Below are 25,152 nucleotides of genomic sequence, written 5' to 3'. Positions count from 1 at the left end.
GCCTTATCAATGCTTCGGGGAACCCACCTATGAATCGCAATCTGTCCATCCTGGCGGTCGCCATCTCGCTCGCTTCGGCCGCCGGCGCCGTCACCGCCGCGCAACGCGTGGACCTGCATGCCAAGGACGTCGCCAAGCTCAATCAGCAGTATCGCTCCGCCGTCGCCGCCTCCGGCGCGGCGGTCAAGGCGAACGTGCGTCATGCCGAACTGATCGCGCTCGACGCTCAGTCGTCGCTGCATCAGCTCAAGAGCAGCCGGGATGCCGACGGCAGCCGCAACTACCGTTACCAGCAGACCTTCCGCGGCGTGCCGGTGTTCGGCGAGCATGTGGTGGTGCGCGAAGACGCCAACGGCAATGTGCGCAGCCTGTTCGGCCGCTCGATCGAAGGCCTCGCCGCCGAACTGCCCGATGTCGCGCCCAAGCTCAGCGGCGCGCAGGCGTTGAATCTGGCCAAGCGCGCCGCGCTCGGCAAGCGCGTGGGGCAGATGCGCATCGAGAACGAAAGCAGCCAGCGCATGATCTATATCGACGACAACGGCGTGGCGCACATGAGCTATGTCGTATCGTTCTTCGCCGATACCGCCAAGGGCGAGCCGACCCGTCCGTACGTGATCGTCGACGCCGACAGCGGCAAGGTGCTCAAGCAGTGGGAAGGCCTGACTCACGCGCTGGTCGGCACCGGCCCGGGCGGCAATACCAAGATCGGCCAGTACGAATACGGCACCCAGTTCGCCAAACTCGACGTGCAGCAAAACGGCAGCACCTGCGTCATGGACAACGAGTTCGTCAAATCCGTGGACCTGGCCGGCGCGACCAGCGCATCGGGCAAGTCGCCGTTCTCGTACACCTGCCCGCGCAATACCTTCAAGACCGTCAATGGCGGCTTCTCGCCGATCAACGACGCGCACTTTTTCGGCAAGGTCATCTACGACATGTACAACAGCTACGTCGGCATGGCGCCGTTGACGTTCAAGCTGACCATGGCCGTGCACTACGGCACCCGGCACGACAATGCCTACTGGAACGGCACCACCATGCTGTTCGGCGACGGCGACACCCTGTTCTACCCGCTGGTGAGCCTGGATGTGTCGGGGCACGAGGTCTCCCATGGCTTCACCGAGCAGCAGTCCGCCCTGATCTACTCCGGCCAATCGGGCGCCATCAACGAAGCCTATTCGGACATCGCCGGCGAGGCGGGCGAATTCTTCATGAACGGCAGCAACGACTTCATGGTCGGCGCGCAGATCAAGAAGGGCACTGGCGCGCTGCGCTACATGGACGATCCGACCCGCGACGGCCGTTCGATCGGTCACGCCAGCAACTTCACCCCCGGCATGAACGTTCACCTTTCTTCCGGCGTCTACAACAAGGCCTTCTACACGCTGGCCAAGACCGCCGGTTGGGACACGGTCAAGGCGTTCAAGATCTTCGCCAAGGCCAATAAGGACTACTGGACGCCGAGTAGCGATTACAACAGCGGCGCCTGCGGCGTCGAACAGGCCGCCACCGATCTGGGCTACACCGTGGCCGACGTGTCCGCCGCGTTCCTCGTGGTCGGCGTGGATTGCCCCGGCGGTCCCGGCCCGGGCCCGGGTCCGGGCACGCAGACCTACAGCAACGGCACCGATGTGGCGATCCGCGACAACGCCACCGTGGAAAGCCCGATCGCCGTGTCCGGCCGGACCGGCAATGCGCCGAGCAATGCAAGCGTGTCGGTCAACATCATCCATACCTACAAGCAGGACCTGAAGGTCGACCTGGTTGCGCCGGACGGCTCGCTCTACAACATCCACAACCGCACCGGCGGCAGCGCCGACAACGTCGCCGGCACCTTCACCTTCAATCTGTCGAGCGAAACGCTCAACGGCACCTGGAAGCTACGGGTCAACGACGACGCCGCCGGCGATGTCGGCCGCATCGACACCTGGAGCATCACGTTCTGATTGGCGCGCAACAAATCCGGTCGCAGCCAGACTCGAAAAACCCCGGCCAAGGCCGGGGTTTTCTTTTCCGGGCGCCGAAACCTCGTTCGCCGAGCGGCGGCCTTATGCAAAAACATAATAAATACGTATTTGCGAGTGCGCTCGCAGAACCGTGCGTGCATGGGTCACAGGTGGGACTGGAATTTCCATAACGCGCTAAAAAACCGGAAACGCCGCGGTTCATGCATGAATCAAGCAGCCATCTGACACGCGGCCAGCACCCGGACGACCGCCTTCGAACGGCCTTCGACGGGTATATCCAACGCAATATGTGATCGATTACCCCACCCCGACGACGCAGGAATCTGCTGCATCGCAGCAATAATCCTGAAACATTATTACGCTCCGAAATTTCGTGACGCGCAAACGTGAAAGCGTTTCAAGCCTGATCGTAGAACGATCTCAGACGAAATCATTTGTCGCCGCGATCCGCGCACGTCGCATTCGAGGTGTGACCGGCGTCAGTCGCGTTGACTCGACTTTTTGGCACGGCCAGCGTGCCACCGCCGTGCTACGCGTCAGCACGGTATCCGCACGGAGTTCGACTACGCGAACGTCTTCGGGCACGGAATGCCCCCAGGCCGGACGCGCGAACGACGGGGGAGCGGATGTACGAGCACTGAGAGCCGGCCGCGAACGCGGCCACCATCCACACTCGTTTGGGGGTAATACCAGTGAATCGCAATGAATCGCCGTCCATGCACGCTCTGTCCTTCGCCCTGTCGCTCGCCCTCGTCTCCGGCGCTGCCGGCGCCGCGCAGCGCGTAGACCTGCACGGTCAGGACGTCGCCAAGCTCAACCAGCAGTACCAGTCCGCCGTCGCCAAGTCCGGCGCCGCCGCCAAGGCCAACGTGCGTCACGCCGAACTGATCTCGCTCGACGCCGACTCCGGCCTGAGCCAGATCAAGAGCAGCCAGGACGCCAACGGCACCCGCAACTACCGTTATCAGCAGACCTTCCGCGGCGTGCCGGTGTTCGGCGAGCACGTGGTGGTCAGCGAAGACGCCAAGGGCAACGTGAAGACGTTGTTCGGCCGCTCGGTCGCCGGCCTCGCCGCCGAACTGCCGGCCACCGCGCCGAAGCTGAGCAGCGCGCAGGCGCTGGATCTGGCCAAGGGCGCAGCGCTCGGCAAGCGCGCCGGCGCGCTGCAGGTGCGCAACGAAAGCAGCAAGCAGATGATCTACATCGACGACGCCGGCCGCGCGCACATGGCCTATGTCGTCAACTACTTCGCCGACTCCGCCAAGGGCGGCGAGCCGAGCCGTCCGTTCGTCATCGTCGATGCGAACAGCGGCAAGGTGCTCAAGCAGTGGGACGGCCTGAATCATGCCCTCGTCGGCACCGGCCCCGGCGGCAACGCCAAGACCGGCCAGTACGAATACGGCACCGACTTCGGCTTCAACGACGTCGCCCAGAGCGGCAGCACCTGCACGATGAGCAACGCCAACGTCAAGACGGTGAACCTCAACGGCGGCACCAGCGGCTCGACGGCGTTCTCGTACACCTGCCCGCGCAACACGGTCAAGGCCATCAACGGCGCGTATTCGCCGCTGAACGACGCGCACTACTTCGGCAAGGTCGTGTTCGACATGTACAACAGCTACGTCGGCACCCCGCCGCTGACGTTCCAGCTGTCGATGCGCGTTCACTACAGCAGCAACTACGAGAACGCGTTCTGGGACGGCTCGGCGATGACCTTCGGCGACGGCCGCACCACGTTCTATCCGCTGGTGAGCCTGGACGTGTCGGCGCACGAAGTCTCGCACGGCTTCACCGAGCAGCAATCGGGCCTGATCTACTCGGGCCAGTCCGGCGGCATCAACGAAGCGTTCTCGGACATGGCCGGTGAGGCCGCCGAGTACTACATGAACAACACCAACGACTTCCTGGTGGGCGCGCAGATCTTCAAGGGCAGCGGCGCGCTGCGTTACATGGCCAACCCGCCGCAGGACGGCCGCTCGATCGGTCACGCCAGCAACTACACCTCGGGCATGGACGTGCACTACTCGTCCGGTGTGTACAACAAGGCGTTCTACCTGCTGTCGACCACCGCGGGCTGGGACACGTCCAAGGCGTTCAAGGCGTTCGCCAAGGCCAACAAGGACTACTGGACCCCGAGCACCGACTTCAACAACGGTGCCTGCGGCGTGCGCACCGCGGCGACCGACCTGGGCTACAACGTGGCCGACGTGACCGCGGCGTTCACCGCTGTCGGCGTCACCTGCCCCGGCGGCCCGGGCCCGGGTCCGGGCACGACGTACACCAACGGCACCGACTACGCGATCAACGACAACTCCACCGTCGAAAGCCCGATCACCGTGTCCGGCCGCACCGGCAATGCCCCGACCAACGCCTCGGTGTCGGTCAACATCATCCACACCTACCGCGGCGACCTGAAGGTCGACCTGGTGGCGCCGGATGGCTCGCTGTACAACATCAGCAACCGCGCCGGCGGCAGCGCCGACAACCTCAGCGGCACGTTCACCTTCAACCTGTCGAGCGAACCGCTCAACGGCACCTGGAAGCTGCGCGTGAACGATAACGCCAATGCCGACGTTGGCCGCATCGACACCTGGAGCATCACGTTCTGATTGGTACGCAACAGGTAAGGCGATGCGCATGATCGCCCTGGAAACCCCGGCTCAGGCCGGGGTTTTCTTTTGCGCGTCGCCCGCTGCTGCGCAAGCACGGTGAACAGCGATCGGCCCGCGCCGCCGGGCTGCGCGGAAGCTCAGGCGGTGTGCACGCCGCGGCGCTTCCCGTGTCCGCGCCCAGGCCCACTCCCGATCGGTGGCGGGAAACGCGTGCTATCGACTTGGTTTACGCTCCGCGCCGAGGTAATTTCAGGCGAGCGCATGAGCAGGCCAAACCGCGAAGCCAGACCCGTCTCGCGCGGCGGCGTCGCTCAGACCTCAGCTGCGCGTACAAGCAAGACAGCCCACCCCGCAAACGCAACGGGATCGTGCCATGACCGATTTCGCTTCAAGCTTCGCCTCGCTGTCCGGCATTCTTCGCAAGCACACCGCCGGCATGTCCATCAAGACGGACGAACCCGGCAATTTCTACGTCGAACTGGCCGCGGCCACACCCAAGGCGAAGCCCAGGTTTTTCGGCGCCGTGCAGACGAAGAAGTCCTACGTCAGCTATCACCTGATGCCGGCGTATGAAAATCCGTCCCTGCTGGATGGCATCAGCGACGCCCTGCGCAAAAAGATGCAGGGAAAATCGTGCTTCAATTTCACCGCGAACGAGCCGTCGCTGTTCGAGGAACTCGATGCGCTCACGAAAAGATGCGCGGCGGCGGTCGAGTGAACCGCGCCGCGCCTGAGCATTCGTTCAAGCCGGACGTGCCTGGATTCCAGCCATAACGCGGCAGCAAGCGCCTGGCATGGGTTCGCTCGCGTGCGCGCCGCCTCGCCCGGGCGAAGGCGGCGCGCCTCGCGCGACGGACAGGATCAGAACTCGACCAGCTTCTTGAAGCCGCCGAAGATCATGCGTTTGCTGTCGAACGGCGCGGTTTCGCCCTGCATCTTCAGGCGCGGGTCGTCCATCACCTGCTTGTTGATGCGGTCGCGCGCCGCGCGGGACTTGTAGACGATCCACGCGAACACCACGACTTCGCCGGGTTTGAGCTTCACCGCCTGCGGAAACGAGGTGCTCTTGCCGGGCTTGACGTCGTCCTCGACCGCTTCGACATACGACAGCGCGCCGTACTCCATCCAGATCTTGCCGGCCTGGCGCGACAGGCGCCGGTAGGCGGCGAGGTTCTGCTTGGGTACCGCCACTACGAATCCATCCACGTAGCTCATGCGTCCTCCTTCGGGCCAGGCCCGTTGCTGGGATTGAAGCCGTTCGAACTCGTTCGCGGGCCGCGCTCAATGCAACGCCGGCTGCGCGCCCTCGGCGGCCTGGTTGGCCGGCGTGCGCAGCAGCAGGCCGCCGAGCAAGGCCGCGGCCAAACCGAATACCGCACCGACCGCAAACGCGAGGTGATAGCCCTCGGCCTGGGCCGCAATCAGATCAGTGCCCGCGGCGATCCGCGACGACGTGCGCGACGCGGCGAGACTGGCCAGGATCGCCAGCCCCAACGCGCCGCCCATCATGAAAGCGGTGTTGACCATGCCCGAGGCCAGGCCCGATTCGGCCGGCGAGACATCGCTCATCGCCGCCAGCAGCAAGGGATTGAAGGCGATGCCGGCGCCGAGCCCGAGCAACAGCATGCCCGGCAACACATCGCTGACGAAATCGCCGCCAACCGGCGCGCGCGCGAACAGCAGCAGGCCGATCGTCGCCAGGCCCAGGCCGATCGCGAGCGGCCAGCGGATGCCGAAGCGCATCACCAGCTTGGCCGACAGGCCCAGCGAGAACGCCGCCATGATCAGGTTGGACGGCAGGAACGCCAGCCCGACCTGCATCGGCGTGTACTTCAACACCAATTGCATATACAACGCCGACAGGAAGAACCAGGCGAACATCGCCGCCGCCCACAGCACGCCGACCGTATTCGCCACCGCGACATTGCGCAGGCGGAACAGGCTCAGCGGCATCAACGGCGCGCTGACCCGCGATTCGATCCACAAGAACGCGAGCAACAAGGCCACCGCCACACCGAGCAGGCCGAGCGTGGTCAGCGAGGTCCAGCCGGCTTCGTTGCCGTTGACGATCGCGTACACCGCGAGCATCAGCGACGCGGTCACGGTGATCGAACCGGCGATGTCCAACTGGCCCTCGCCCGGCCCGCGCGATGCCGGCAACAGCTTCATCGTCGCCGCGATCACGATCAGGCCGATCGGAATATTGACCAGGAAAATCCAGTGCCAGCTCAGCCCGCCGGTGAGCAATCCGCCGAGCAGCACGCCGACGCTGCCGCCGCCGGCGCAGACGAAGCTGTACACGCCCATCGCCTTGGCCCGGTCGGCCGGTTCGGTAAACAGATTCATGATCAGCGACAGCGCCACCGCGGTGACGACCGCGCCGCCAAGCCCCTGCACGCCGCGCGCGGCCACCAGGAAGGTCTGGCTGCCGGCCAGTCCGCAGGCCAGCGAGGCCAGGGTGAACACCGCGATCCCGATCAGGAACACGCGGCGATGGCCGAACAGATCGCCGAGCCGCCCGCCCAACAACAGGAAGCCGCCGAAGGTCAGCAGATAGGCATTGACCACCCAGGCCAGCGAGCTTTCACTGAAACCCAGGTCGGTGCGGATCGACGGCAATGCGACATTCACGATGGTCGAGTCGAGCACGATCATCAGCGCGCCCATGCACAGCACGGCCAACGCGGCCCAGCGATGGTCGTGGGGCTTGCGCTCGGGGTGCTCGGCGGAAGGCGATGGATCGGTCATGCGCGGTGGCGTCCTGTGGTGCGGGGTCGATCGATCCCGAAACGATGCTTCGTTCGGTTCGCACGCGCATCGATTGTGGTATTCGAAGCAAGCGGGCGCGGATTGCAATTGGCTGACGATTTCGCGGCGCGACGATCGCGGTCAGTGCCGGCTCGATCCGCAGCCGCAGCCAAATCCGCGGTCGAATCCTGCACCGGCGCGATGATGCCGCGCAAAGCCGCGGTCATCTTCAACATGCCTCGCGACCGAACCCGATGCGAGCCGCGCAGGCCCGCGCAGATCCCGATCCGCCGCCGGCTTGCAGGCGACTATCGCCCGCGTGCACAGCCGCTCACAGTGTGATTTGTCATGCCTGATCCTGACCGGAATCATGCGAATGCATGTGCTCTGGCAGTCGATGGCGCCGCGGCGACACACGCGTGGTCGCATCCGCATTCAGCCACCGTCGCCATCATCATCGTGGCGACGAGCGAAACCGACACCGCGCAATCGATACGATCGCGTATCGATGCGGAATTCGCGAACGATCTCAGTTTCATCGATCGCGGGCCTGCACAATCGGAAGCTCGCGTCGCTGCCGGCCGATCGGCTCGCAGTTCGCACGCGCCTCGTTCGTGGATCGACGAGTCCGACCGGTCCCGGATCGCCCCCCAACGCCTGGGGATGCTATTGGAGAAGGATTCTCTATGCGCTACGTCAACACCCGCTCCCAACCCACCCGCTCGCACGGCCTGAGCCTCGCCATCGCCGCCTCGATCGGCCTTTGCGCGCTCGCCGTCACGCCTGCGTTCGCCGGCGAAGCCCGGCTGTCCGGCCTGGATGCGCAGCCCTCGTTCGATCGCTTCATCGTCCGCTATGTGCCCGGCAGCGCCGCGCGCGGAGCCGCGTCGGCCAAGGCCGCCGCGTTGAATCGCGCCGCCGAACGGGTACGCCGCGGCGCCCAACCGGCGCTCGCGCTCAAGACCCTGCGCTCGACCGCGCTGGCCGGCACCGATGTCGTCGTCGCCGACCGCCGTCTCGACCGCGATCAGGCCGCCGCGTTGATGCGCCGGCTGGCCGCCGATCCGCAAGTCGATTACGTCGAGATCGATGCGCGCATGCACACCACCCTGACCCCGAACGATCCGAACTACCCGTTGCAATGGGGTTACAACGACGCCGACGCCGGCATCCGCGCCGAACAGGCCTGGGACATCGGCAACGGCGCGGGCGTGGTCGTCGCCGTGCTCGATACCGGCATCACCTCGCACGGCGATCTCAACGCCAACCTCGTCGCCGGCTACGACTTCATCAACGACGCGGCCACCGCGCGCGACGGCAACGGCCGCGATCCCAATCCGAACGACGAAGGCGACTGGGCAAGCGCGGGCGAATGCGGTCCGTTCGCGGCGGCCAATTCGAGCTGGCACGGCACCCATGTCGCCGGCACTGTCGCCGCGGTCACCAACAACGGCTCCGGCGTCGCCGGCACCGCGTTCGGCGCGCGGGTCCAGCCGGTGCGCGTGCTGGGCCGTTGCGGCGGTTATCTGTCCGACATCGCCGACGCGATCGTATGGGCGTCCGGCGGCGCGGTGGCCGGTGTACCGGCCAACGCCACGCCCGCCAACGTGATCAACATGAGCCTGGGCGGCTCGGGCGTGTGCAGCGCGACGTATCAGAACGCGATCGACGGCGCGGTCGCGCGCGGCGCCACCGTGGTCGTCGCGGCCGGCAACGGCAATGTCGATGCCGCCAACGCCAACCCCGCCAACTGCAACAACGTGATCGCGGTCGGCGCGGTCGACAGCAACGGTGCGCGTTCGGTCTGGAACGCCAGCCAGCAATCCAACTTCGGCGCCCTGGTCGATCTGGCCGCGCCGGGCACCGATATCTACTCGACGCTCAACTCGGGCGCGACCACGCCCGCGGCCGCGAGTTACGGCTATATGAGCGGCACCTCGATGGCCGCGCCGCATGTCGCCGGCGTGGTCGCGCTGCTGCGTTCGGTATCGTCGCAGCAACGCACGCCGGCGCAGATCGAAAGCCTGCTCAAGTCGACCGCGACGCCGTTCCCGAGCACGCCCTCGCAACCGATCGGCACCGGCATCGTCAATGCCGCCGCCGCGGTCAACGCCGTCGCAAGCGGCGCTGCGCCCGGCACCATCGTCGGCATCGGCAATAAATGCCTGGACGTGCGCGGTGGCGCCACCGCCAACGCGAGCGCGGTGCAGGTTTTCGGCTGCAATGGCTTTGCGCAGCAGAACTGGTCGCTCGGCGACACCTACGCCAATCTGCGCGGCGTGCCGAGCGGACGCATGCTCGACGTGGTCGGGATCAATCCCGAAAACGGCGCGCAATTGCAGATCTACGATGCCACCGGCGCGAGCAATCAGGCCTGGAGCTTCACCAACACCACCATCCTCAGCCTGGGCAGCAAGGCGGTGGATGCGATCGGCGGCAGCTCCGCCAACGGCACGCTGCTGCACCTGTGGGACAGTTCCGGCGTCGCCCAGCAGATCTGGAACTTCAATCCGCAGACCGGCGCCATCACCGGCATCGGCGGCAAATGCCTGGACGTGATCGGCGGCAACAGCGCCGACGGCACGCCGGTGCAGTTGTGGGATTGCAGCGGCGTGGCCCAGCAGAAGTGGCGGCTCGGACCCGGCGGCCGCATTCTCGGCATCGGCGACAAGTGCCTGGAAGCGGCCAACGGCAGCTTCGCCAACGGCACCCAGATACGGATCTGGAGCTGCAACGGCCTGCCCCATCAGTCCTGGCGTCTGCGCGGCGAAATCCGCAGCGGGCTCAACGGCAAGTGCCTCGACGATCCGAACCTGGGTCAGCAAGACGGATCGCTGGTGCATATGTGGACCTGCCACGGCGGGCCCAATCAGCGCTGGGAATATCGTTCGAACTGAGCCGGCCGCGCGCTTGCGGCGACTGGCGACATGCGCCTGGGCGAAACGCCCGGGCGCGACGCTCAAGCGTCATCCAAAACAACACGCGCCGCCCGAGGGCGGCGCGTCTTGTTTCTGTCTTGCGCGCTCACATCGCGCGGCTCCGATCGCGCGAACGCGACGCGGATCCACCGCGCCGCGCTGGATCACTCGGCCGCGACCGCCTCGATCTGGATGCGCAGGGTCACGTCCATGTTGAAGCCCCAGTCCTTGCCGGCGGCGATGCCGAACTCATCGCGCTGGAAGCTCGCGCTGGCGTCGGCGCCGCAGACCTCGCGCTTGCGCATCGGATGCGGCATGCACTTGAACTTGTTGATCTTCAGCTCCAGCGGCTTGGTCACCCCGCGCAGGGTCAGCTCGCCCTCGACCTTGCCCGGCGCGCCGTCCTTGAAATCGGCCAGCTTGCCCTTGTAGGTCGCGGTCGGAAACTTGGCGGTATCGAACAGATCGGCCTTGTTGGCGTGCTCGTTCATCGCGTCCATGCCGAAGTCGATGCTGGTGGTGTCGATGCTGACCTCGACCGTGCCGGCCCCGGCTTTCTTGTCGAGCGTCACCGTGCCCTCGGACTTGTTGAACTTGCCGCGCCAGGTCGACAGGCCGCCCATGTGGTCGGCTTCGAAGCTGGGATAGGTGTGGGACGGATCGATCTTGTAGGTGACCGGCGCGGCGAAGGCGCTACCGGCGAACACGGCCAGCGAGGTCAGAGCGCAAAGCATCAGCTTGTTCATGAGGCGGTCCCATTGGCGGAAGTCGGGGCACGCTACCACCGCGAGCCGGCGGCTCGCAATCGTGGCGATGCGTGGTGTCATCAGCGCACTTTCACGGCACTGCCATGGCGCCACGATGCGCCGCGACAAGGCCCGCGTGAGGTTTCGATGGACGATGATGCGCCGCAATCGGAACCTGCCGCGGCGCAGTATCGCCGCGGTCGGGCGCTCGATCTGGGCGCATCCGCCGCGCCGACGCGCGGCGGCGCTCGCCCATCCCGCGTCGCCGCGCATCGGCGACGCAGGTTGAACATCGATCAGAAGTCGATATTGGTCTTCAAGCCGATGATGAACGCATCGCGATTCGCATCGGTACCGCCCGGATGACGGATGTACTGCAGATTGGGCCGCAGCGACACCGACGCGATCGGCGACCAGTTGTAGAACACCTCGGTCACGTACTCGTTGCCGTCCTTGACCGGCGCCGCCGACTGCGGGTGCAGCCGATTGAACAGACGCTGGTGATCGGCCGCGCGCGGACCGGCGTGGGTGGCGCCGAACGCCAGGCCGACGAAGTCGTTGGGGCGCTGGAACACGCCCTTGTAGGTCACGCCGAGCGCGATCTGGCGATCGGTCGCCGAAGTGTTGCGATCGGCCTGGGTCAGATTGAAGAACACGCTGGCGCCGCTGCGGTCGTTGTCGCCGCTGAGCTGTTGCCGCAACGACAGGAATCCGCCGTAACGGCTGCCGCGCTGCAGGGCATCGCCGCCGGTCAACGCGCGCGGTTGCCGGTCGCGGTCGTAGAACAGGTCGGCGCCGCCGGCGTTGCTGTACCAGCCGCCGATCTTGTAGCTGCCCGGCCGGCCGCCGAGCTTCGGTGTCCAACCGAACTCGACCGGAATCAGCGCGCCGGTGGTGCCCGACGGGAAATCGAGCTTCCAGCCGTTGCGCTCGGCGTAGGCGTCGTCGACGTACTTCGGATTGAGCTGGTAGGCGCCGATTTTCAGATAGGTGTCGGCGCCGGTATCGAGCTTGATCCGCGCCGCCCATTGGCTGGTCGGCCAGTTCACCCAGTAATCGCCGGCGATGTTGCCCGGAGGCGCGCCGCAGAAGGTCAGGCTCATGAAATCGCAGCTGAAACCGGCGAAGTCCTCGCCGACCGGCAAGCGGCCGATGCGCAGATTGGCCCTGCCGCCGAACAGGTCCTGGCTCAAGGCGAACACGGTCAGATGCCAGGTCTGGCCGCGGCCATAGACTTCCTGGATGAGCTGGTTATTGCCGATGCCGGCATCGGCGCCGAGGTTGTCGCCGCCGCGATGAGTGAACATCACCTGGAACGCGCTGCCGGTCCAGCCCCAGGTCTTGTCGAGGTCGACCACGGCGCCGAGTTTCCATTGGTCGGTGTAACGGGTCAGTTCGCGCACGCCGCCGCTGCGGTTGCGCGCGGTTTCGCTGGTGTGTCCGAACTCGAAGCTCACGCCGCGATCGGCCAGCGCGCTGCGCTTGCCGCCCCAGTCGCCGAGCAGGTACGGACTGTCCTCCCCGGCGTTCGCCGGCGCATGCGCGACGACGCCGAACAGCGCCAGCAACAAGGAAGCGTGAAGCGGATTTTTGAGTAAAGCAGGCATAGCACGCCTCCTGAAAGGCATGGGTGGGAACAAGGATCGAAGGGCGCCTATCGCGGCGCGGACCGAAATCCGCGACGCGACAGCGTCAGTGGGTCGGCATGACGAACTGCGCTCCGCCGCTGGCGCCGCCGGCCAGCCAACGTTGGGTGACGGCTTTCTGCCGGGTGTAGAAACGCACCGCTTCCGGGCCGTGCGCGTGGTGATCGCCCATCAGGCTTTTCTTCCAACCGCCGAAACTGTGGAAGGCCATCGGCACCGGGATCGGCACGTTGATGCCGATCATCCCGACCTGCACGCGATGGGCGAACTCGCGCGCGGCCAGGCCGTCGCGGGTGAAGATCGCGGTGCCGTTGCCGAACTCGTGCGCGTCGATCAGCGCCAGCGCCGCGGCGAAATCGGGTACGCGCACCACGCACAGCACCGGTCCGAAGATTTCTTCACGATAGATGCGCATGTCGGTGCCGACGCGATCGAACAGACTGCCGCCGAGGAAGAATCCGTGTTCATGGCCAGCCACGCGATGGCCGCGGCCGTCGACCACGAGCTGCGCGCCGGCGGCGACGCCGTCGTCGATGTAGGCGACGATCTTGTCGCGATGCTGGGCGGTGACGACCGGGCCCATTTCGCTGGCCGGGTCCATGCCGTCGCCGATGCGCAGCGCGCGCACCTTCGGCGCGAGCCTGGCGACCAGCGCATCGGCGGTGGCCTCGCCGACCGCGACCGCGACCGAAATCGCCATGCAGCGTTCGCCGGCGGCACCGTAGCCGGCGCCGATCAACGCGTCCGCGGTCGCGTCCAGATCGGCGTCGGGCATCACCACCAGATGATTCTTGGCGCCGCCCAGCGCCTGCACGCGCTTGCCGCGCGCGCTGCCGCGGGCATAGATGTATTCGGCGATGGGGGTGGAACCGACGAAGCTGATCGCCTGCACGTCGGGATGGTCCAGCAGCGCGTCGACCGCGACCTTGTCGCCTTGCACCACGTTGAACACGCCGTCGGGCAGTCCGGCTTCCTTGAGCAGTTCGGCCAGACGCAGCGCGGTGGACGGATCGCGCTCGGACGGCTTGAGCACGAAGCTGTTGCCGCAGGCGATCGCCATCGGGAACATCCACATCGGCACCATCGCCGGAAAATTGAACGGGGTGATGCCGGCGCACACGCCCAGCGGCTGGCGCATCGTCCAGGCATCGATGCCGTTGGCGATCTGCTCGGTGTAATCGCCCTTGAGCAATTCGGGAATGCCGCAGGCGTACTCCACCACCTCCAGGCCGCGGATCAGCTCGCCGCGCGCATCGGACAGCACCTTGCCGTGCTCGCGGGTGATCAGCGCGGACAAGTCATCCAGTTCGCGTTCGATCAGCTGCTTGAAGCGGAACATCACCCGCGCGCGCTTGAGCGGCGGCGTGCGTGACCAGGCGGGAAACGCGGCGCGCGCGGCGGCGACCGCCGCATCGACCTCGGCCGCGGTCGCCAACGCGACCGCGCCGATCACCTCGCCGCTGGCCGGGTTGTAGCAGGCGGCGCTGTCGCCGTCGCCCGCATGCGGGCGACCGTCGATGTAATGGCCGATGCGCGCGGGGCCGGCGTGTGGGGACATCTGGGCGGACATGTTCGGTCTTCCTGTCGTAAGCGGAATCAGGGCTTCATCAGCCAGTCGTGAGCGGGATCGTTCTTGAAATGCCAGACCCGGCGCGGACCGGCCATCACGTTGAGGTAGTAGCCGCGATAGCCATGCGGCATCACCACCGGGTGGTAACCGCGCGGCACCATGACCAGATCGCGATCGCACACGGCCATGGATTCGTCGAGTTCGCGATCGTCGGTGTAGACGCGCTGGAACGCGAAACCCTGCGGCGGATCGATGCGGTGGTAATAGGTTTCCTCCAGCGAACTTTCCAGCGGAACGTTGTCGCTGTCGTGCTTGTGCGGGGGATAGCTGGACGAATGCGCGGCCGGTGTCACTACTTCCACCACCAGCAGGGATTCGGCCGCTTCGGTCTGCGGCAGGATGTCGCAGACGTAACGGGTGTTGCTGCCCTGCCCGCGCACGCTGCGCTGCATCGAATCGGCGGTGATCAGCCGCAGCGGATGCCGACCCTGGCCCGGCGCGGTGGCCAGCGCCAGTTCGACGTCGTCGTGCGCGTAGACCCGCAGCGGCGTCGCCGGCGGCGCGTACACCGCGTCGGGCGAACGCGGCTCGAACACGCTCGCGCGTCCGCCGATGCGTTCGAACACATGCGCGCCCGCGCTGAGGTCGATGGTGCCGGTCAGCACCACCAGGCAGCCTTCGCGGCCCGGCGGCAGATCCAGCGCGGCACTTTCGCCGGCGCGAAGCCTCAGGCTTTCGAAACCGACATGACGCCAGCCGGCGGATTCGGGCGTGACCTGGACGATCCGCCGCCCCTCGGGCTGGGCCTTGACCAGCAGGCTCATGCGACCTCCCGCATCGCGGCGCCGTCGACCAGCGCGCGCAAGGTCCGATAGCCGCGCTCGGCATAGGCATAACTCGGCGCCACCGCCGGATCCTGCTCGGCCTCGACCACCAGCCAGCCGGCGTAGCCGTGTTCGCGCAACACGCCGATCAGCGCGGCGAAATCGATCGCGCCGTCGCCGGGCACGGTGAACACGCCGTTGAGGACCGAGTCGAGAAAACTCCAGCGGCGATTGCGCGCGAGTTTGATCAACTCCGGCCGCACGTCCTTGCAATGCACATGACAGACCCGGCCGATATGACGGCGCAGCAGCGCCAGCGGATCGCCGCCGCCGAAATAGGCATGGCCGCTGTCGAACAGCAGGCCGACTTCCTCGCCGGTCGCCGCCATCAGACGGTCGATATCGTCGGACGACTCGATGTAGGCGCCCATGTGATGGTGATAGGCCAGGCGCACGCCGTGTTCGAGCAGATAGCGGGCGAACGCGGTCACCCGCTCGCCGTAACCGGCGAACGCGGCTTCGTCGGCGAAACGCGGACGCTTGTGCAAGGCTACATCGCGCTCGCCCTGGATCGCGTCGGCGACTTCGCCGTAGACCATTACCTTGCAACCGTTGCCGGCCAACAGGCGCAGATGCCCCTGCACCGCGGCGATTTCCTCCTCGACGCTGCGCTGCGCGAGGCGTCCGGAGTACCAGCCGGAAATCACTTCCAGCCCGTAGCCGGCCATGAGTTCGCGCAGCGCCTCGGGTTCGCGCGGAAACTTGTTGCCCAATTCGAAGCCCTGGTAGCCGATCTGGCGGCCTTCGAGCAAGGCCGTCGACAACGGGATTTCGCCGCCCAGCGAGGGCAGATCGTCGTTGCTCCAGCCGATCGGGTTGATGCCGATCTTGACCGCGAACGCGCCGTCAGACATCTGAGTCCACCTGTGCGGCCGGCGGCCGCGGTTGCTGTCGTTGTTTGGCGATCTCATAACTGCGCCGCGCTTGCCGCACCGCTTCGCGCTCGGACACTTGCGGCACCGCGACTTCCCACCAGCAACCGCCGTGCTCGGTGGTGCGGCGATGGTCGGTGTCGATCGAGATCAGATAGGTGCCGCGCGCGGCGCGCGCGCGCCGCATCGCCTGCTCCAGCGCGTCGATGTCGGCGACATGCTCGGCCTGCGCGCCCATCGCCCGGGCATGCGCGGCGAAATCGATCGCCGGGGCGCCGTCGCAGCCTTGCAGGCAGTCGTCCCACATATTGTTGAACGGCGCGCCGCCGCAGGCCTGCTGCAGGCGGTTGATGCAGCCGAACCCGCGGTTGTCCAGGACCACAATAATCAGCTTCATGCCCAGCATCACCGAGCTTGCGATCTCGGCGTTGAGCATCAGATAGCTGCCGTCGCCGACCATCACCACCACTTCGCGCTCGGGCCGGGCCATCTTCACGCCCAGGCCGCCGGCGATCTCGTAGCCCATGCAGGAGTAGCCGTACTCCATGTGATAGCCGCCGGGCGTGCGCGTGCGCCAGAGTTTTTCCAGTTCCGCCGGCAAGGTGCCGGCGGCGCAGACGACAATGTCGTCGCGGTCGGAGTCCGCGCCCGAGCGTTGCACCGCGCCGATCACTTCGCCGTCGTACGGCAAGGTGCCCGCGGGCAGTTCGCGCCGGCCGGTGACGGTGTCGACGATCGCGCGCCAAGCCTGCGCCTGCTCTTGCGCGAGCGCGTTCCACGGCGCGGGCGCGCGCCAGTCCGACAGCGCCGCCGACAGCGCGTGCAGGCCGAGGCCGGCGTCGCAGATCAGTTCCGGGCCGCCGCCTTTCAAGGCATCGTGCGGGTTGACGTTGAGCGTGGCGATGCGCGCTTCGGCGTACAGCGCATTCGAACCGGTGGTGAAATCCTGCAGCCGCGTGCCCACCGCCAGCACCAGATCGGCCTGCGCGAGCAATGCGTTGGCGGCGCTGGAACCGCACACGCCGGCCGCGCCCAGTTGCAAGGGGTGATCCCAGGCCAGCGCGCCCTTGCCGGCCTGCGTTTCAGCCACGGGCACTCGGTGCAGATCGGCGAAGCAGCGCAGTTCATCGCCGGCGCGGCCGTACAACACACCACCGCCGGCGATCAGCACCGGCCGCTGCGCCTCGCGCAGTGCAGTGGCGAGCGCGTCGACATCCTCGGCCTGCGGCGCCAGCGCGCGGAACGCATGCAGGCGCGGCGCGAAGAACGCTTCAGGCCAATCCCAGGCTTCGGTCTGCACGTCCTGCGGCAAGGCCAGGGTGACCGGGCCGCACAGGGCCGGATCGGTGAGCACGCGCATCGCCCGCGGCAATGCGCGCAGCAATTGTTCGGGCTTGACGATGCGATCGAAATAGCGCGACACCGGACGCAGACAATCGTTGACGCTGACCGTGCCGTCGGCGAAATCCTCCAGTTGCTGCAGCACCGGATCGGGCGCGCGCGAAACGAAGCTGTCGCCCGGCAACAGCAGCACCGGCAGACGATTGACGTGGGCCAGCGCCGCCGAGGTGACCAGATTGGTCGAACCCGGCCCGATCGACGCGGTCACCGCCATCATGCGCCGGCGCATGCACGCCTTGGCGTAAGCGATCGCGGCATTGGCCATGCCCTGCTCGCTGTGCGCGCGGTAGGTCGGCAGCGCGTCGCGGTGTTGATACAACGCCTCGCCCAGGCCCGCGACGTTGCCGTGGCCGAAGATCGCGAACACGCCGCCGAACAGGCGCACACGTTCACCGCTGTCGGGGTCGATCGTGTACTGCGCGGCAAGGTAGCGCACCAGGGCCTGAGCCATGGTCAGGCGCACCGCGCCGCCGGAACCGGATGCCGTTGCCGACGCGGGGGAGGACGTGGCGTTCATGCGGCATGCCCGACGGTTCCGGCGGCCGGCGCGGAACGGATTTGGCGCGACCGCGCCCACAGCGCGGCGAGTTCGGCGAAACCCGCGCAGGCGCGTGCCACCAGGGCGTCGTCGTCGATATCGCCGCGCAGCCAGGCGCGCGCGGGCTCGACGAAGATGCTGCGGCCCACCGCGAAACCGCGGCAGCTGCGGCTGCGCGAGGCGGCGGCGAAACCCTCGGCCAGTTCGGCGAACGGCGCGTTCAAGCCGAGCAGCAATACGCCGCGGCAATAGGGGTCGCGCTCTTCGATCAACGCGTCCAGCGCCTCCCAGTCGCGCATAGTCAGCGGCGCCAGTTTCCACCACTGCGGACGGATGCCGAGGTTGTAGATCCGCTTGAGCGAACGCAGCACCCGCTCGCCGCCTCGCCGGCCTTCGCTGTCGGCCGGCGGTATCACTTCCAGCAACAGTTCGTGCCCGCTCGCGCGCACCGCATCGTACAAACCGCGCAACTGGGTTTCCTGCTCGATCCGGACCAGCGCATCGCCATCGGGATCGAACTGCACCAGGCACTTCACCACGTGTTCGAGCGGCCAGCGCGACAACTGCGTGCCGACGCAGCGGCCGTACTCGAACTCGAGCGGGTTGGACCCGGGCATCTCGACCGGACGGCCGATCCACCAGCGGCGGCCGGTGGCCGCGTCCAGCGCATCCTGGCCATAGGTCTCGTCGCACAGCAGACCGATCCGGCCCCGCAGATCCAGACTGCGCTCGGCGCGATCCACCGCCTGCACCAGCAAGGACTTGAGCCGCGGCAGGCGCGATTCGGGCGCGCCGCATTCGCGCGCCAAATCGAACAACTGGGTGCGATGGTCGAACGCGAACACATGCAGATCGTCCCAATGCGCGCGCGCCACGCTGACCCGGTGCAGATGGGTCAACTGTTCGTCGCGATCGGGGCGCGGCAGGCGCTCGGCGTTGGCCAGGAAATAGTCGAGTTCGGCGCGGCTCGGCATGGCCGGCGCACAGCCGTGGCGCGAAACCACCAGCGCGCCGCAGGCGTTGGCATAAGCGCAGCAACGGTCGATCGGCTCGTCGCGCAGCCAGCCCGACAGGAAGCCGGCCATGAACGCGTCGCCGGCGCCGAGCACGTTGAGCACCTCCACCCGGGTGCCGCGACAGGTCGGCGCATCGTCGATATCCGCCGGCACCGCGGCTTCGATCACGCTGCAGCCCTGCGCGCCGCGCTTGACCACCAGCAAGGCGGAGGTGACCGCGCGAACCGCGCGCAAGGCCGCGATCAGATCGCTGCCGCCGCCGGCGACCAGGAATTCCTCTTCGGTGCCGACCACCAGATCGAACAACGGCAGCACCGATTGCAGATGCCGGGTCACGCCGTCGTCGGCGATGAAACGGGTCTCACCGTCGCCGCGTCCGGTCAGGCCCCACAGCACCGGCCGATAATCGATGTCGAGCACCGTGCGCACACCGTGGCGGCGCGCGTATTCCAGGGCGCGCAGGCTGGCCGCGTGCACGCCGGCGGTCGACAGATGGGTGCCGGTGATCGCCAGTGCACTGCTGGAGGCGATGAAGTCCTCGTCGATATCGGCCGCGCTCAGCGCCATGTCGGCGCAGTTTTCGCGATGGAAGATCAACGGAAACGTGTCGCGGTCCTTGATGCCGAGCAGCACCAGCGCGGTGAGCCGATCCGGGTCGGTGCTCAGCCGGCTTACGTCGCAGCCTTCGCGCGCGAGGGTTTCGCGCAGGAAGCGGCCCATATGATCGTCGCCGACGCGGCTGAGCATCGCGCTGCGCAAGCCCAGCCGGGCCAGCCCGAACGCGGCGTTGGCGGACGAGCCGCCCAGGTACTTGGCGAAACTGGCGACGTCCTCCAGACGCGCGCCGGTCTGTTGCGCGTACAGATCCACGGCCACGCGGCCGAGGAAGATGGCATCGAGAGCGCGATCGGTCATGAGCAGGTTCCGGAAAACGGTGGGGGCCGGCGTGCGCGGTTCATGCGGCGCTGCGTCCTTCGAGCCGGTCGAACAAGGTCTGGATCTCGCTGCCGCCGGCCATCATGTCGAGCACGCGTTCCTTGCTGATCTCGTGCTTGGCGAAACTGCCCATCGACTGGCCGCGGTTGAGCACGGTGAAGCTGTCGCCGATCGGATAGGCGTGATGGACGTTGTGGGTGATGAAGATCACCGAGATGCCGCGCTCGCGCGCCTGATGGATCAGCATCAACACGTTGCAGCTCTGCTTGACCCCGAGCGCGGCGGTGGGTTCGTCCAGGATCAGCACCTTGGCGCCGAAATGGATCGCGCGCGCGATCGCCAGGCATTGCCGCTCGCCGCCGGACATGGTGCCCACCGGCTGATGCGGCGAGCGCACGTGGATGCCCATCTCGGCGAGCTTGCTCATCGCCGTATCGGCGGCGAAGTCCATGTCCATCACCGGGATCAGGCCCATCAGCTTGCGTCGCGGCTCGCGTCCGGCGAAGAAATTGCGCGCCACGCTCATCAACGGCACCAGCGCGAGGTCCTGATAGACCGTGGCGATGCCGCGATCAAGCGCTTCGCGCGGCGACTTGAAGCACACCGGCTGGCCCTCGACCAGGTAGCGGCCCTCGCTCGGGCGGTGAACGCCGGCAAGCGTCTTGATCAGGGTGGACTTGCCGGCGCCGTTGTCGCCGAGCAGGCAATGCACCTCGCCGCGGCGCAGGCGCAGGCTCACGTCCTTGAGCGAGATCACGCTGCCGAAGTATTTGCTGACGTTTTCCAATTGCAGGATGCAGTCGTCGTTCATGGCCATACCCTCACTTCGCGCCGGTCGCGCGCAGGCGGATGTAGTGGTTCAACAACACCGCCAGCAGCAGCATCGCGCCGAGAAACACGCGGTACCAATCCGAGTTGATGTCGGTGTAGGAAATGCCGATCTGGACCACGCCGAAGATCAACGCGCCGATGCAGGCGCCGCGGATCGAGCCGTAGCCGCCGGTCAGCAAGGCGCCGCCGATGACCGCGGCGATGATCGCCTCGAACTCTTTCTGCAAGCCGCGATCGGCCGCCGCCGAACCGATGTCGGCCACCTGCAGCACGCCGAACAGGCAGGCGCACAACGCGGTGACCACGAACAGGCCGATCTTGACCTTTCGCACCGGCACGCCGACGTTCTTGGCCGCGTTGGCGTCGCCGCCGACGGTGAAGATCCAGTTGCCGGTGCGGGTCTGCGACAGCACGAAACCCGCGGCCGCGGCCAGCGCGCCCCACCACAGCAAGACCTTGGGAATGCCCTCGACCACCGGCTTGCCATTGGGCAGGCGATCGATCACGCCGCTGTTGGCGAGCCATTCGAACAGCCCCGGCAAGGCCGCGCCGCGGAACAAGGCGCTGATCAGCGGATCGCGCGCGACCGCCTCGCCGACGCCGCTGACCACGGTGCTGTTGGAGAAATGCGTGGACAGCACCAGGGTCAGGCCGCGCAGGATGAACATGAAGGCGAGCGTGACGATGAAACTGGGCAGGCCGGTGCGCACCACCAGATACCCGTTGAGCCAGCCCAGCGCGGCGCAGCACACGAAGGTGAACAACACCGCCGCCCACATCGGCCAGCCCAGAAACATCGCCGGCACCGCCATCAGCATGCCGGCGAAGCCGATCATCGAACCGATCGACAGATCGAATTCGCCGGCGATCATCAGCAGGCACGCGCCGACCGCGATGATCCCCAGATAGGCGGCGACCTGCGACCAGTTCATCACGCCGTCGAGATTGAACATGCCCGAATCGCCGGCGAACACCCCGAACAGAGCGAACACCAGCACGGCGCCGGCCAGGGACCCGAATTCGGGCCGGGCCGCGAACGCGCGCCAGAAGGGGATGGGCCGCACGCGCTCGTCCTTGCGTTGGCCGGTAAGGTCGTTCATGGAAGTCGCCATGTGAGGGAACGTCGTACTCATCGGGATCTCCGTGCGAAAGCGGACGAGCGCCGTCGACGCGACCGCGGCTCCAGGCCGGCTCGCACGCGGTGATCGGACACGCCAGGCGCTACGTATTCGGCGCCAGCTATTCAGCGCCATGAACTCAGCGATAGGTTCTCAGCGGTATTGGCCCGCGTACTTCTTGATCACATCGAGCCGCTCGCGGGTGACGAAGCCGGGGCCGGAACTGACGCCGTCGGCGGTGTATACGGGCTCCAGCGCGTACTGCTTCAGCCGCGCCTGGATCTTGGGATGGGCGCGCAGCTTGGCGACGATCACCGCCGGATCGCGGCTGCCTTCGTCGTGGGCGATCTTCAGCGCGGCGATCGCCAGATAGCCCTGCAGATACGGCTGCTGGTCGATGGCGAAATTCAGTTCGCCGTCCTCGATGCCCTGCACGATGGTCGGCGACAGATCGAAGGTGGCGAAGAAAATCTTGCCGGCCAGGCCCATCTGCTTGAGCACCTGCAGGGTCGGTTCGGCCGAGTTCGGGCCCAGCGCGAGCACCGCGCCGGTCTTGGGGTTGTTGCGCAGGTAGGCGCCGACCTTGCTCGAGACCACGGTGGGGTCCACGCCGGTGTCGAGCATCGACGCGCGCAGGTCGGCGCCGAGCGCGTCGGCGAAGCCCTTGCAGCGCTCCACCGAGGCCAGATTGGTCGCGTAGTGGTTCACGCACAGGAACGAGGTCACCCCGGCGGCCTTGGCGCGTTCGCCGGCGGCCTTGCCGGCGTCGTACTCGGGCTGGCCGATGTGCATGATCGCGTCGAGTTGCCTGCTCTGTTCGCGCGTGCCGGAATTGATCGTGACCAGGGCGATGCCCTTGCCGGTGACGCGCGAGGCGGCCTTGGACAGCACGCTGAAATCGGCGATCGAGGTGGCCACGCCGGCGTAATTGCGCGCGGCCGACTGCTCGATCAGCCGCGCCATGTCGGCCAAGTCGCCGTTGGGCGGATTGCGGTAGTCCACGGCCACGCCGAAATCCTCGCCGGCATCGACGACCGAGTTCTTGATCGTGTTCCACCACGAATCCGAATCCGGCGCATGGCTGACCAGCACATAACGTTCGTTGCTGTTGCCGCTGGCGGCGCCGCTGCCGCCGGGCGCCGCCGCGGACGGAGCGTCGCCGCCGCCCGAGCACGCGCTGAGCGCCAGCGCCAATGCGATCGAAGCCGAGCGCAGGCCGAATCGCCCGTTCACAAATGCCGCTACAACGTGCATACACCCCACTCCCCTATGGGCCGGCCAGGCCGGCTACGGACCGCCGCTGCGACCGCGGAACGGCAGCAACGACTCGATGGGGGCCGAGCATAGGGGCAAGGAATTCGGTTTTGCAACCCGCAGTGCAACATTTTTAAAACTAGAATTTAAATTCCATTTCAGGCATAAAGACACCCACACCACTCCAGGAGCCCGCATGTCCACCTACCAGGGAGTCGATGAGCTGATGCAAGGCATCGCCGCCGAGTTCGACAACCTGCCGCGCCAGTTGCAGAGCGTGGCCCGCTACATCGAACAGCAACGCGCCAACCTGATGGTCCAGCGCATCAACGAAATCGCCGAGGGCAGCGGCGTGCACAGCTCGGCGGTGGTGCGCTTCGCCCAGCGCTTCGGCTTTTCCGGCTTCACCGAGATGCAGGCGCTGTTCCGCAACGCCTACACCGAGCAGGTCGCGCCGGCACGCAGCTACCAGCAACGCATCCGCCGGGTGATCGAGGACGACGGCGGGCGCATGACCAGCGCGCAGATGGCGTTGCGCTTCATCGACGCCAGCCGCCTGGGCCTGGACGAACTCGCCGCCGAATTCGACGCCGAACGCTTCCAGAGCGCGGTCGACCTGCTGGTCAAGGCCGAGAACATCTACGTGGTCGCGGTGCGCCGCAGTTTCAGCATCGCCAGCTACATCGCCTACGCCCTGCAGCACACCAACAAGCGCGTGCACCTGATCACCGGCCTGGGCGGCATGCATCGCGAGCAGATCCGCAGCATCGGCAAGAACGACGTGCTGATCGCGATCAGCTTTCCGCCCTACGGCAAGGAAACCCTGTTCTGCGCGCGGGTGGCGCGCGAGCGCCACGCCAAGGTGCTGGCGGTCACCGAAAGCGAACTCGGGCCGCTGGCCAACTACGCCGACGTGCTGCTCAAGGTGCAGGAAGGCAGCGCGTTCGCGTTCCGCGCGCTGACCAGCACGATCTGCCTGTGCCAGGCCTTGTTCGTCGCCCTGACCTACGAGCTCGAACTCAAGGTCGAAGAAACCAACCGTCCCGGGGAATACGATGATTGAAGTGGCTTTGTTCGGCGCCGGACGCATCGGCAAGATCCACGCGGCCAATCTGGCCCGTCACCCGAAGGCGCGCCTGCGTTATGTCGTCGACGTGCACGAACCTGCCGCGGCCGAGCTGGCGCACGCGCACGGCGCGCGCGTCGTCACCGCCGAACAGGCCCTGGCCGATCCGGCCGTGGCCGCGGTGGTGATCGGTTCGAGCACCGACACCCACGCCGACCTGATCCAGCGCTCGGCGCTCGCGGGCAAGGCGATCTTCTGCGAGAAGCCGGTCGATCTGGACGTCGGCCGCGCGCGCGCCTGCGCCGACACGATCGCGCGCACCGGCGTGGCCTGCATGATCGGGTTCCAGCGCCGTTTCGATCCGACCTTCCGCGCGCTCAAGCAGCGCCTGGACGCCGGCGAGATCGGCGCGCCGGAAGTGCTGCTGATCACCAGCCGCGACCCCGGCCCGCCGCCGCTGGACTACATCGCCCGCTCCGGCGGCGTGTTCAAGGACATGCTGATCCACGACTTCGACATCTTCCGCTGGATCCTCGGCGCCGAAGCGGTCAGCGTCTACGCGACCGGCGCGGCGCCGGAGTTCGCCGACATCGCCGCCGCCGGCGATCTCACCACCGCCGCGGTCACCTTGCGCACGCGCGACGGCGCGCTGTGCCAGATCAATACCTCGCGCCGCGCGGCTTATGGCTACGACCAGCGCTTCGAAGTGCTCGGCAGCCGCGGCCTGCTGCAGGCTGGCAATCAGCGCCCGACCGAAGTGGTGGCGTGGAGCGCCCAGGCGATCAGCCAGGACACGCCCGAGGCGTTTTTCCTGGAGCGCTACCGCGCGGCGTACGCGCTGGAAATCGAGCATTTCTTCGATGGCTTGAGCCACGGCACGCCGCTGCATCCGAACATCGACGACGGGATCAAGGCGCTGGAACTGGCCGAACTGGCCACGCGCTCGTGGCGCGAAGGCCGGGCCCTGGACTGCTCGATCTGAACACGACGGCGGCCCGATCGCGCGCATCGCCGCCGCGCTCATCCGAC

20 protein-coding genes are annotated in these 25,152 nt (G+C 66.9%); 7 read left to right on the top strand and 13 right to left on the bottom strand.

Annotated features, from left to right (window positions below; translation table 11 throughout):
- The first annotated feature begins 29 nt into the window (after window positions 1-29).
- The 3 genes from AC3A4T_RS08295 to AC3A4T_RS08285 all read left to right on the top strand — a co-directional run bounded on the left by AC3A4T_RS08295 (window position 30) and on the right by AC3A4T_RS08285 (window position 5,297).
- Complete coding sequence (locus AC3A4T_RS08295; protein WP_487674950.1) at window positions 30-1,946, top strand: M4 family metallopeptidase; 1,917 nt, start codon at window positions 30-32, stop codon at window positions 1,944-1,946.
- A gap of 737 nt (window positions 1,947-2,683) precedes the next feature.
- The gene (locus tag AC3A4T_RS08290; RefSeq protein WP_487674949.1) at window positions 2,684-4,576 is read left to right on the top strand and encodes a M4 family metallopeptidase; all 1,893 of its coding nucleotides are present in this window, start codon (window positions 2,684-2,686) and stop codon (window positions 4,574-4,576) included.
- Between the two features lie 376 nt (window positions 4,577-4,952).
- Window positions 4,953-5,297 (top strand): hypothetical protein, encoded by a 345-nt coding sequence (locus AC3A4T_RS08285; protein ID WP_487674948.1) that lies wholly within the window; start codon window positions 4,953-4,955, stop codon window positions 5,295-5,297.
- A 143-nt stretch (window positions 5,298-5,440) separates the two neighbouring features.
- On the opposite strand, the gene AC3A4T_RS08280 is transcribed toward AC3A4T_RS08285, so the two are convergent.
- The 3 genes from AC3A4T_RS08280 to AC3A4T_RS08270 all read right to left on the bottom strand — a co-directional run bounded on the left by AC3A4T_RS08280 (window position 5,441) and on the right by AC3A4T_RS08270 (window position 7,563).
- Window positions 5,441-5,794 (bottom strand): DUF1428 domain-containing protein, encoded by a 354-nt coding sequence (locus AC3A4T_RS08280; protein ID WP_487674947.1) that lies wholly within the window; start codon window positions 5,792-5,794, stop codon window positions 5,441-5,443.
- A gap of 66 nt (window positions 5,795-5,860) precedes the next feature.
- On the bottom strand, window positions 5,861-7,327 hold the full coding sequence (locus AC3A4T_RS08275; protein WP_487674946.1) for an MFS transporter: 1,467 nt from the start codon (window positions 7,325-7,327) through the stop codon (window positions 5,861-5,863).
- The gene (locus AC3A4T_RS08270; protein ID WP_487674945.1) at window positions 7,324-7,563 is read right to left on the bottom strand and encodes a hypothetical protein; all 240 of its coding nucleotides are present in this window, start codon (window positions 7,561-7,563) and stop codon (window positions 7,324-7,326) included. The genes AC3A4T_RS08275 and AC3A4T_RS08270 overlap by 4 nt, the downstream gene beginning before the upstream one ends.
- Window positions 7,564-8,013: 450 nt before the next feature.
- On the opposite strand from AC3A4T_RS08270, the gene AC3A4T_RS08265 reads away from it, so the two are divergent.
- Window positions 8,014-10,224 (top strand): S8 family serine peptidase, encoded by a 2,211-nt coding sequence (locus AC3A4T_RS08265; RefSeq protein ID WP_487674944.1) that lies wholly within the window; start codon window positions 8,014-8,016, stop codon window positions 10,222-10,224.
- Window positions 10,225-10,409: 185 nt separating this feature from the next.
- Here AC3A4T_RS08265 and AC3A4T_RS08260 read toward each other — a convergent pair whose 3' ends face one another.
- On the bottom strand, window positions 10,410-10,991 hold the full coding sequence (locus AC3A4T_RS08260) for a YceI family protein (RefSeq protein ID WP_487674943.1): 582 nt from the start codon (window positions 10,989-10,991) through the stop codon (window positions 10,410-10,412).
- A gap of 115 nt (window positions 10,992-11,106) precedes the next feature.
- Between AC3A4T_RS08260 and AC3A4T_RS08255 the strand changes: the two genes are divergently transcribed.
- Window positions 11,107-11,280 (top strand): hypothetical protein, encoded by a 174-nt coding sequence (locus AC3A4T_RS08255; protein WP_487674942.1) that lies wholly within the window; start codon window positions 11,107-11,109, stop codon window positions 11,278-11,280.
- A gap of 7 nt (window positions 11,281-11,287) precedes the next feature.
- Here the strand turns inward: AC3A4T_RS08255 and AC3A4T_RS08250 are convergent, their stop codons facing one another.
- The 9 genes from AC3A4T_RS08250 to AC3A4T_RS08210 form a co-directional block, all read right to left on the bottom strand.
- Window positions 11,288-12,598: a carbohydrate porin gene (locus tag AC3A4T_RS08250; RefSeq protein WP_487674941.1), complete on the bottom strand. Its 1,311-nt coding sequence runs from the start codon at window positions 12,596-12,598 to the stop codon at window positions 11,288-11,290.
- An 85-nt stretch (window positions 12,599-12,683) separates the two neighbouring features.
- Entirely contained in the window at window positions 12,684-14,207 is a 1,524-nt protein-coding gene (locus AC3A4T_RS08245) for a CoA-acylating methylmalonate-semialdehyde dehydrogenase (RefSeq protein ID WP_487674940.1), read from the bottom strand.
- Between the two features lie 26 nt (window positions 14,208-14,233).
- Window positions 14,234-15,031, bottom strand: coding sequence for a 5-deoxy-glucuronate isomerase (gene iolB / locus AC3A4T_RS08240; RefSeq protein WP_487674939.1), 798 nt, complete (start codon window positions 15,029-15,031; stop codon window positions 14,234-14,236).
- Window positions 15,028-15,945, bottom strand: coding sequence for a myo-inosose-2 dehydratase (iolE, locus tag AC3A4T_RS08235; RefSeq protein WP_487674938.1), 918 nt, complete (start codon window positions 15,943-15,945; stop codon window positions 15,028-15,030). The genes iolB and iolE overlap by 4 nt, the downstream gene beginning before the upstream one ends.
- Complete coding sequence (gene iolD, locus AC3A4T_RS08230) at window positions 15,938-17,881, bottom strand: 3D-(3,5/4)-trihydroxycyclohexane-1,2-dione acylhydrolase (decyclizing) (protein WP_487674937.1); 1,944 nt, start codon at window positions 17,879-17,881, stop codon at window positions 15,938-15,940. Before iolD ends, iolE begins: the two co-directional genes overlap by 8 nt.
- The gene (locus tag AC3A4T_RS08225; RefSeq protein WP_487674936.1) at window positions 17,878-19,833 is read right to left on the bottom strand and encodes a bifunctional 5-dehydro-2-deoxygluconokinase/5-dehydro-2-deoxyphosphogluconate aldolase; all 1,956 of its coding nucleotides are present in this window, start codon (window positions 19,831-19,833) and stop codon (window positions 17,878-17,880) included. The genes iolD and AC3A4T_RS08225 overlap by 4 nt, the downstream gene beginning before the upstream one ends.
- Before the next feature lie 40 nt (window positions 19,834-19,873).
- Window positions 19,874-20,665, bottom strand: a complete 792-nt coding sequence (locus tag AC3A4T_RS08220) for an ATP-binding cassette domain-containing protein (protein WP_487674935.1) — start codon at window positions 20,663-20,665, stop codon at window positions 19,874-19,876.
- Between the two features lie 10 nt (window positions 20,666-20,675).
- The gene (locus tag AC3A4T_RS08215; RefSeq protein ID WP_487674934.1) at window positions 20,676-21,785 is read right to left on the bottom strand and encodes an ABC transporter permease; all 1,110 of its coding nucleotides are present in this window, start codon (window positions 21,783-21,785) and stop codon (window positions 20,676-20,678) included.
- Window positions 21,786-21,956: 171 nt separating this feature from the next.
- Window positions 21,957-23,036, bottom strand: coding sequence for a sugar ABC transporter substrate-binding protein (locus AC3A4T_RS08210; RefSeq protein ID WP_487674933.1), 1,080 nt, complete (start codon window positions 23,034-23,036; stop codon window positions 21,957-21,959).
- A gap of 217 nt (window positions 23,037-23,253) precedes the next feature.
- Between AC3A4T_RS08210 and AC3A4T_RS08205 the strand changes: the two genes are divergently transcribed.
- The gene (locus AC3A4T_RS08205; RefSeq protein ID WP_036104288.1) at window positions 23,254-24,120 is read left to right on the top strand and encodes a MurR/RpiR family transcriptional regulator; all 867 of its coding nucleotides are present in this window, start codon (window positions 23,254-23,256) and stop codon (window positions 24,118-24,120) included.
- Window positions 24,113-25,105, top strand: a complete 993-nt coding sequence (iolG, locus tag AC3A4T_RS08200; RefSeq protein WP_487674932.1) for an inositol 2-dehydrogenase — start codon at window positions 24,113-24,115, stop codon at window positions 25,103-25,105. Before AC3A4T_RS08205 ends, iolG begins: the two co-directional genes overlap by 8 nt.
- Window positions 25,106-25,152 lie beyond the last annotated feature (47 nt).

This window comes from Lysobacter sp. Soil_N_51, assembly GCF_057655755.1.
This window is presented reverse-complemented; position numbering and strand designations above follow the sequence as displayed.

What these genes read in the sequence shown, in the direction of transcription:
- AC3A4T_RS08295 (WP_487674950.1), top strand. Translation starts at nt 30, where the DNA reads ATGAATCGCAATCTGTCCATCCTGGCGGTCGCCATCTCGCTCGCTTCG.
- AC3A4T_RS08290 (WP_487674949.1), top strand. Translation starts at nt 2,684, where the DNA reads ATGCACGCTCTGTCCTTCGCCCTGTCGCTCGCCCTCGTCTCCGGCGCT.
- AC3A4T_RS08285 (WP_487674948.1), top strand. Translation starts at nt 4,953, where the DNA reads ATGACCGATTTCGCTTCAAGCTTCGCCTCGCTGTCCGGCATTCTTCGC.
- AC3A4T_RS08280 (WP_487674947.1), bottom strand. Translation starts at nt 5,794, where the DNA reads ATGAGCTACGTGGATGGATTCGTAGTGGCGGTACCCAAGCAGAACCTC.
- AC3A4T_RS08275 (WP_487674946.1), bottom strand. Translation starts at nt 7,327, where the DNA reads ATGACCGATCCATCGCCTTCCGCCGAGCACCCCGAGCGCAAGCCCCAC.
- AC3A4T_RS08270 (WP_487674945.1), bottom strand. Translation starts at nt 7,563, where the DNA reads ATGTTGAAGATGACCGCGGCTTTGCGCGGCATCATCGCGCCGGTGCAG.
- AC3A4T_RS08265 (WP_487674944.1), top strand. Translation starts at nt 8,014, where the DNA reads ATGCGCTACGTCAACACCCGCTCCCAACCCACCCGCTCGCACGGCCTG.
- AC3A4T_RS08260 (WP_487674943.1), bottom strand. Translation starts at nt 10,991, where the DNA reads ATGAACAAGCTGATGCTTTGCGCTCTGACCTCGCTGGCCGTGTTCGCC.
- AC3A4T_RS08255 (WP_487674942.1), top strand. Translation starts at nt 11,107, where the DNA reads ATGCGCCGCGACAAGGCCCGCGTGAGGTTTCGATGGACGATGATGCGC.
- AC3A4T_RS08250 (WP_487674941.1), bottom strand. Translation starts at nt 12,598, where the DNA reads ATGCCTGCTTTACTCAAAAATCCGCTTCACGCTTCCTTGTTGCTGGCG.
- AC3A4T_RS08245 (WP_487674940.1), bottom strand. Translation starts at nt 14,207, where the DNA reads ATGTCCGCCCAGATGTCCCCACACGCCGGCCCCGCGCGCATCGGCCAT.
- iolB (WP_487674939.1), bottom strand. Translation starts at nt 15,031, where the DNA reads ATGAGCCTGCTGGTCAAGGCCCAGCCCGAGGGGCGGCGGATCGTCCAG.
- iolE (WP_487674938.1), bottom strand. Translation starts at nt 15,945, where the DNA reads ATGTCTGACGGCGCGTTCGCGGTCAAGATCGGCATCAACCCGATCGGC.
- iolD (WP_487674937.1), bottom strand. Translation starts at nt 17,881, where the DNA reads ATGAACGCCACGTCCTCCCCCGCGTCGGCAACGGCATCCGGTTCCGGC.
- AC3A4T_RS08225 (WP_487674936.1), bottom strand. Translation starts at nt 19,833, where the DNA reads ATGACCGATCGCGCTCTCGATGCCATCTTCCTCGGCCGCGTGGCCGTG.
- AC3A4T_RS08220 (WP_487674935.1), bottom strand. Translation starts at nt 20,665, where the DNA reads ATGAACGACGACTGCATCCTGCAATTGGAAAACGTCAGCAAATACTTC.
- AC3A4T_RS08215 (WP_487674934.1), bottom strand. Translation starts at nt 21,785, where the DNA reads ATGAACGACCTTACCGGCCAACGCAAGGACGAGCGCGTGCGGCCCATC.
- AC3A4T_RS08205 (WP_036104288.1), top strand. Translation starts at nt 23,254, where the DNA reads ATGTCCACCTACCAGGGAGTCGATGAGCTGATGCAAGGCATCGCCGCC.
- iolG (WP_487674932.1), top strand. Translation starts at nt 24,113, where the DNA reads ATGATTGAAGTGGCTTTGTTCGGCGCCGGACGCATCGGCAAGATCCAC.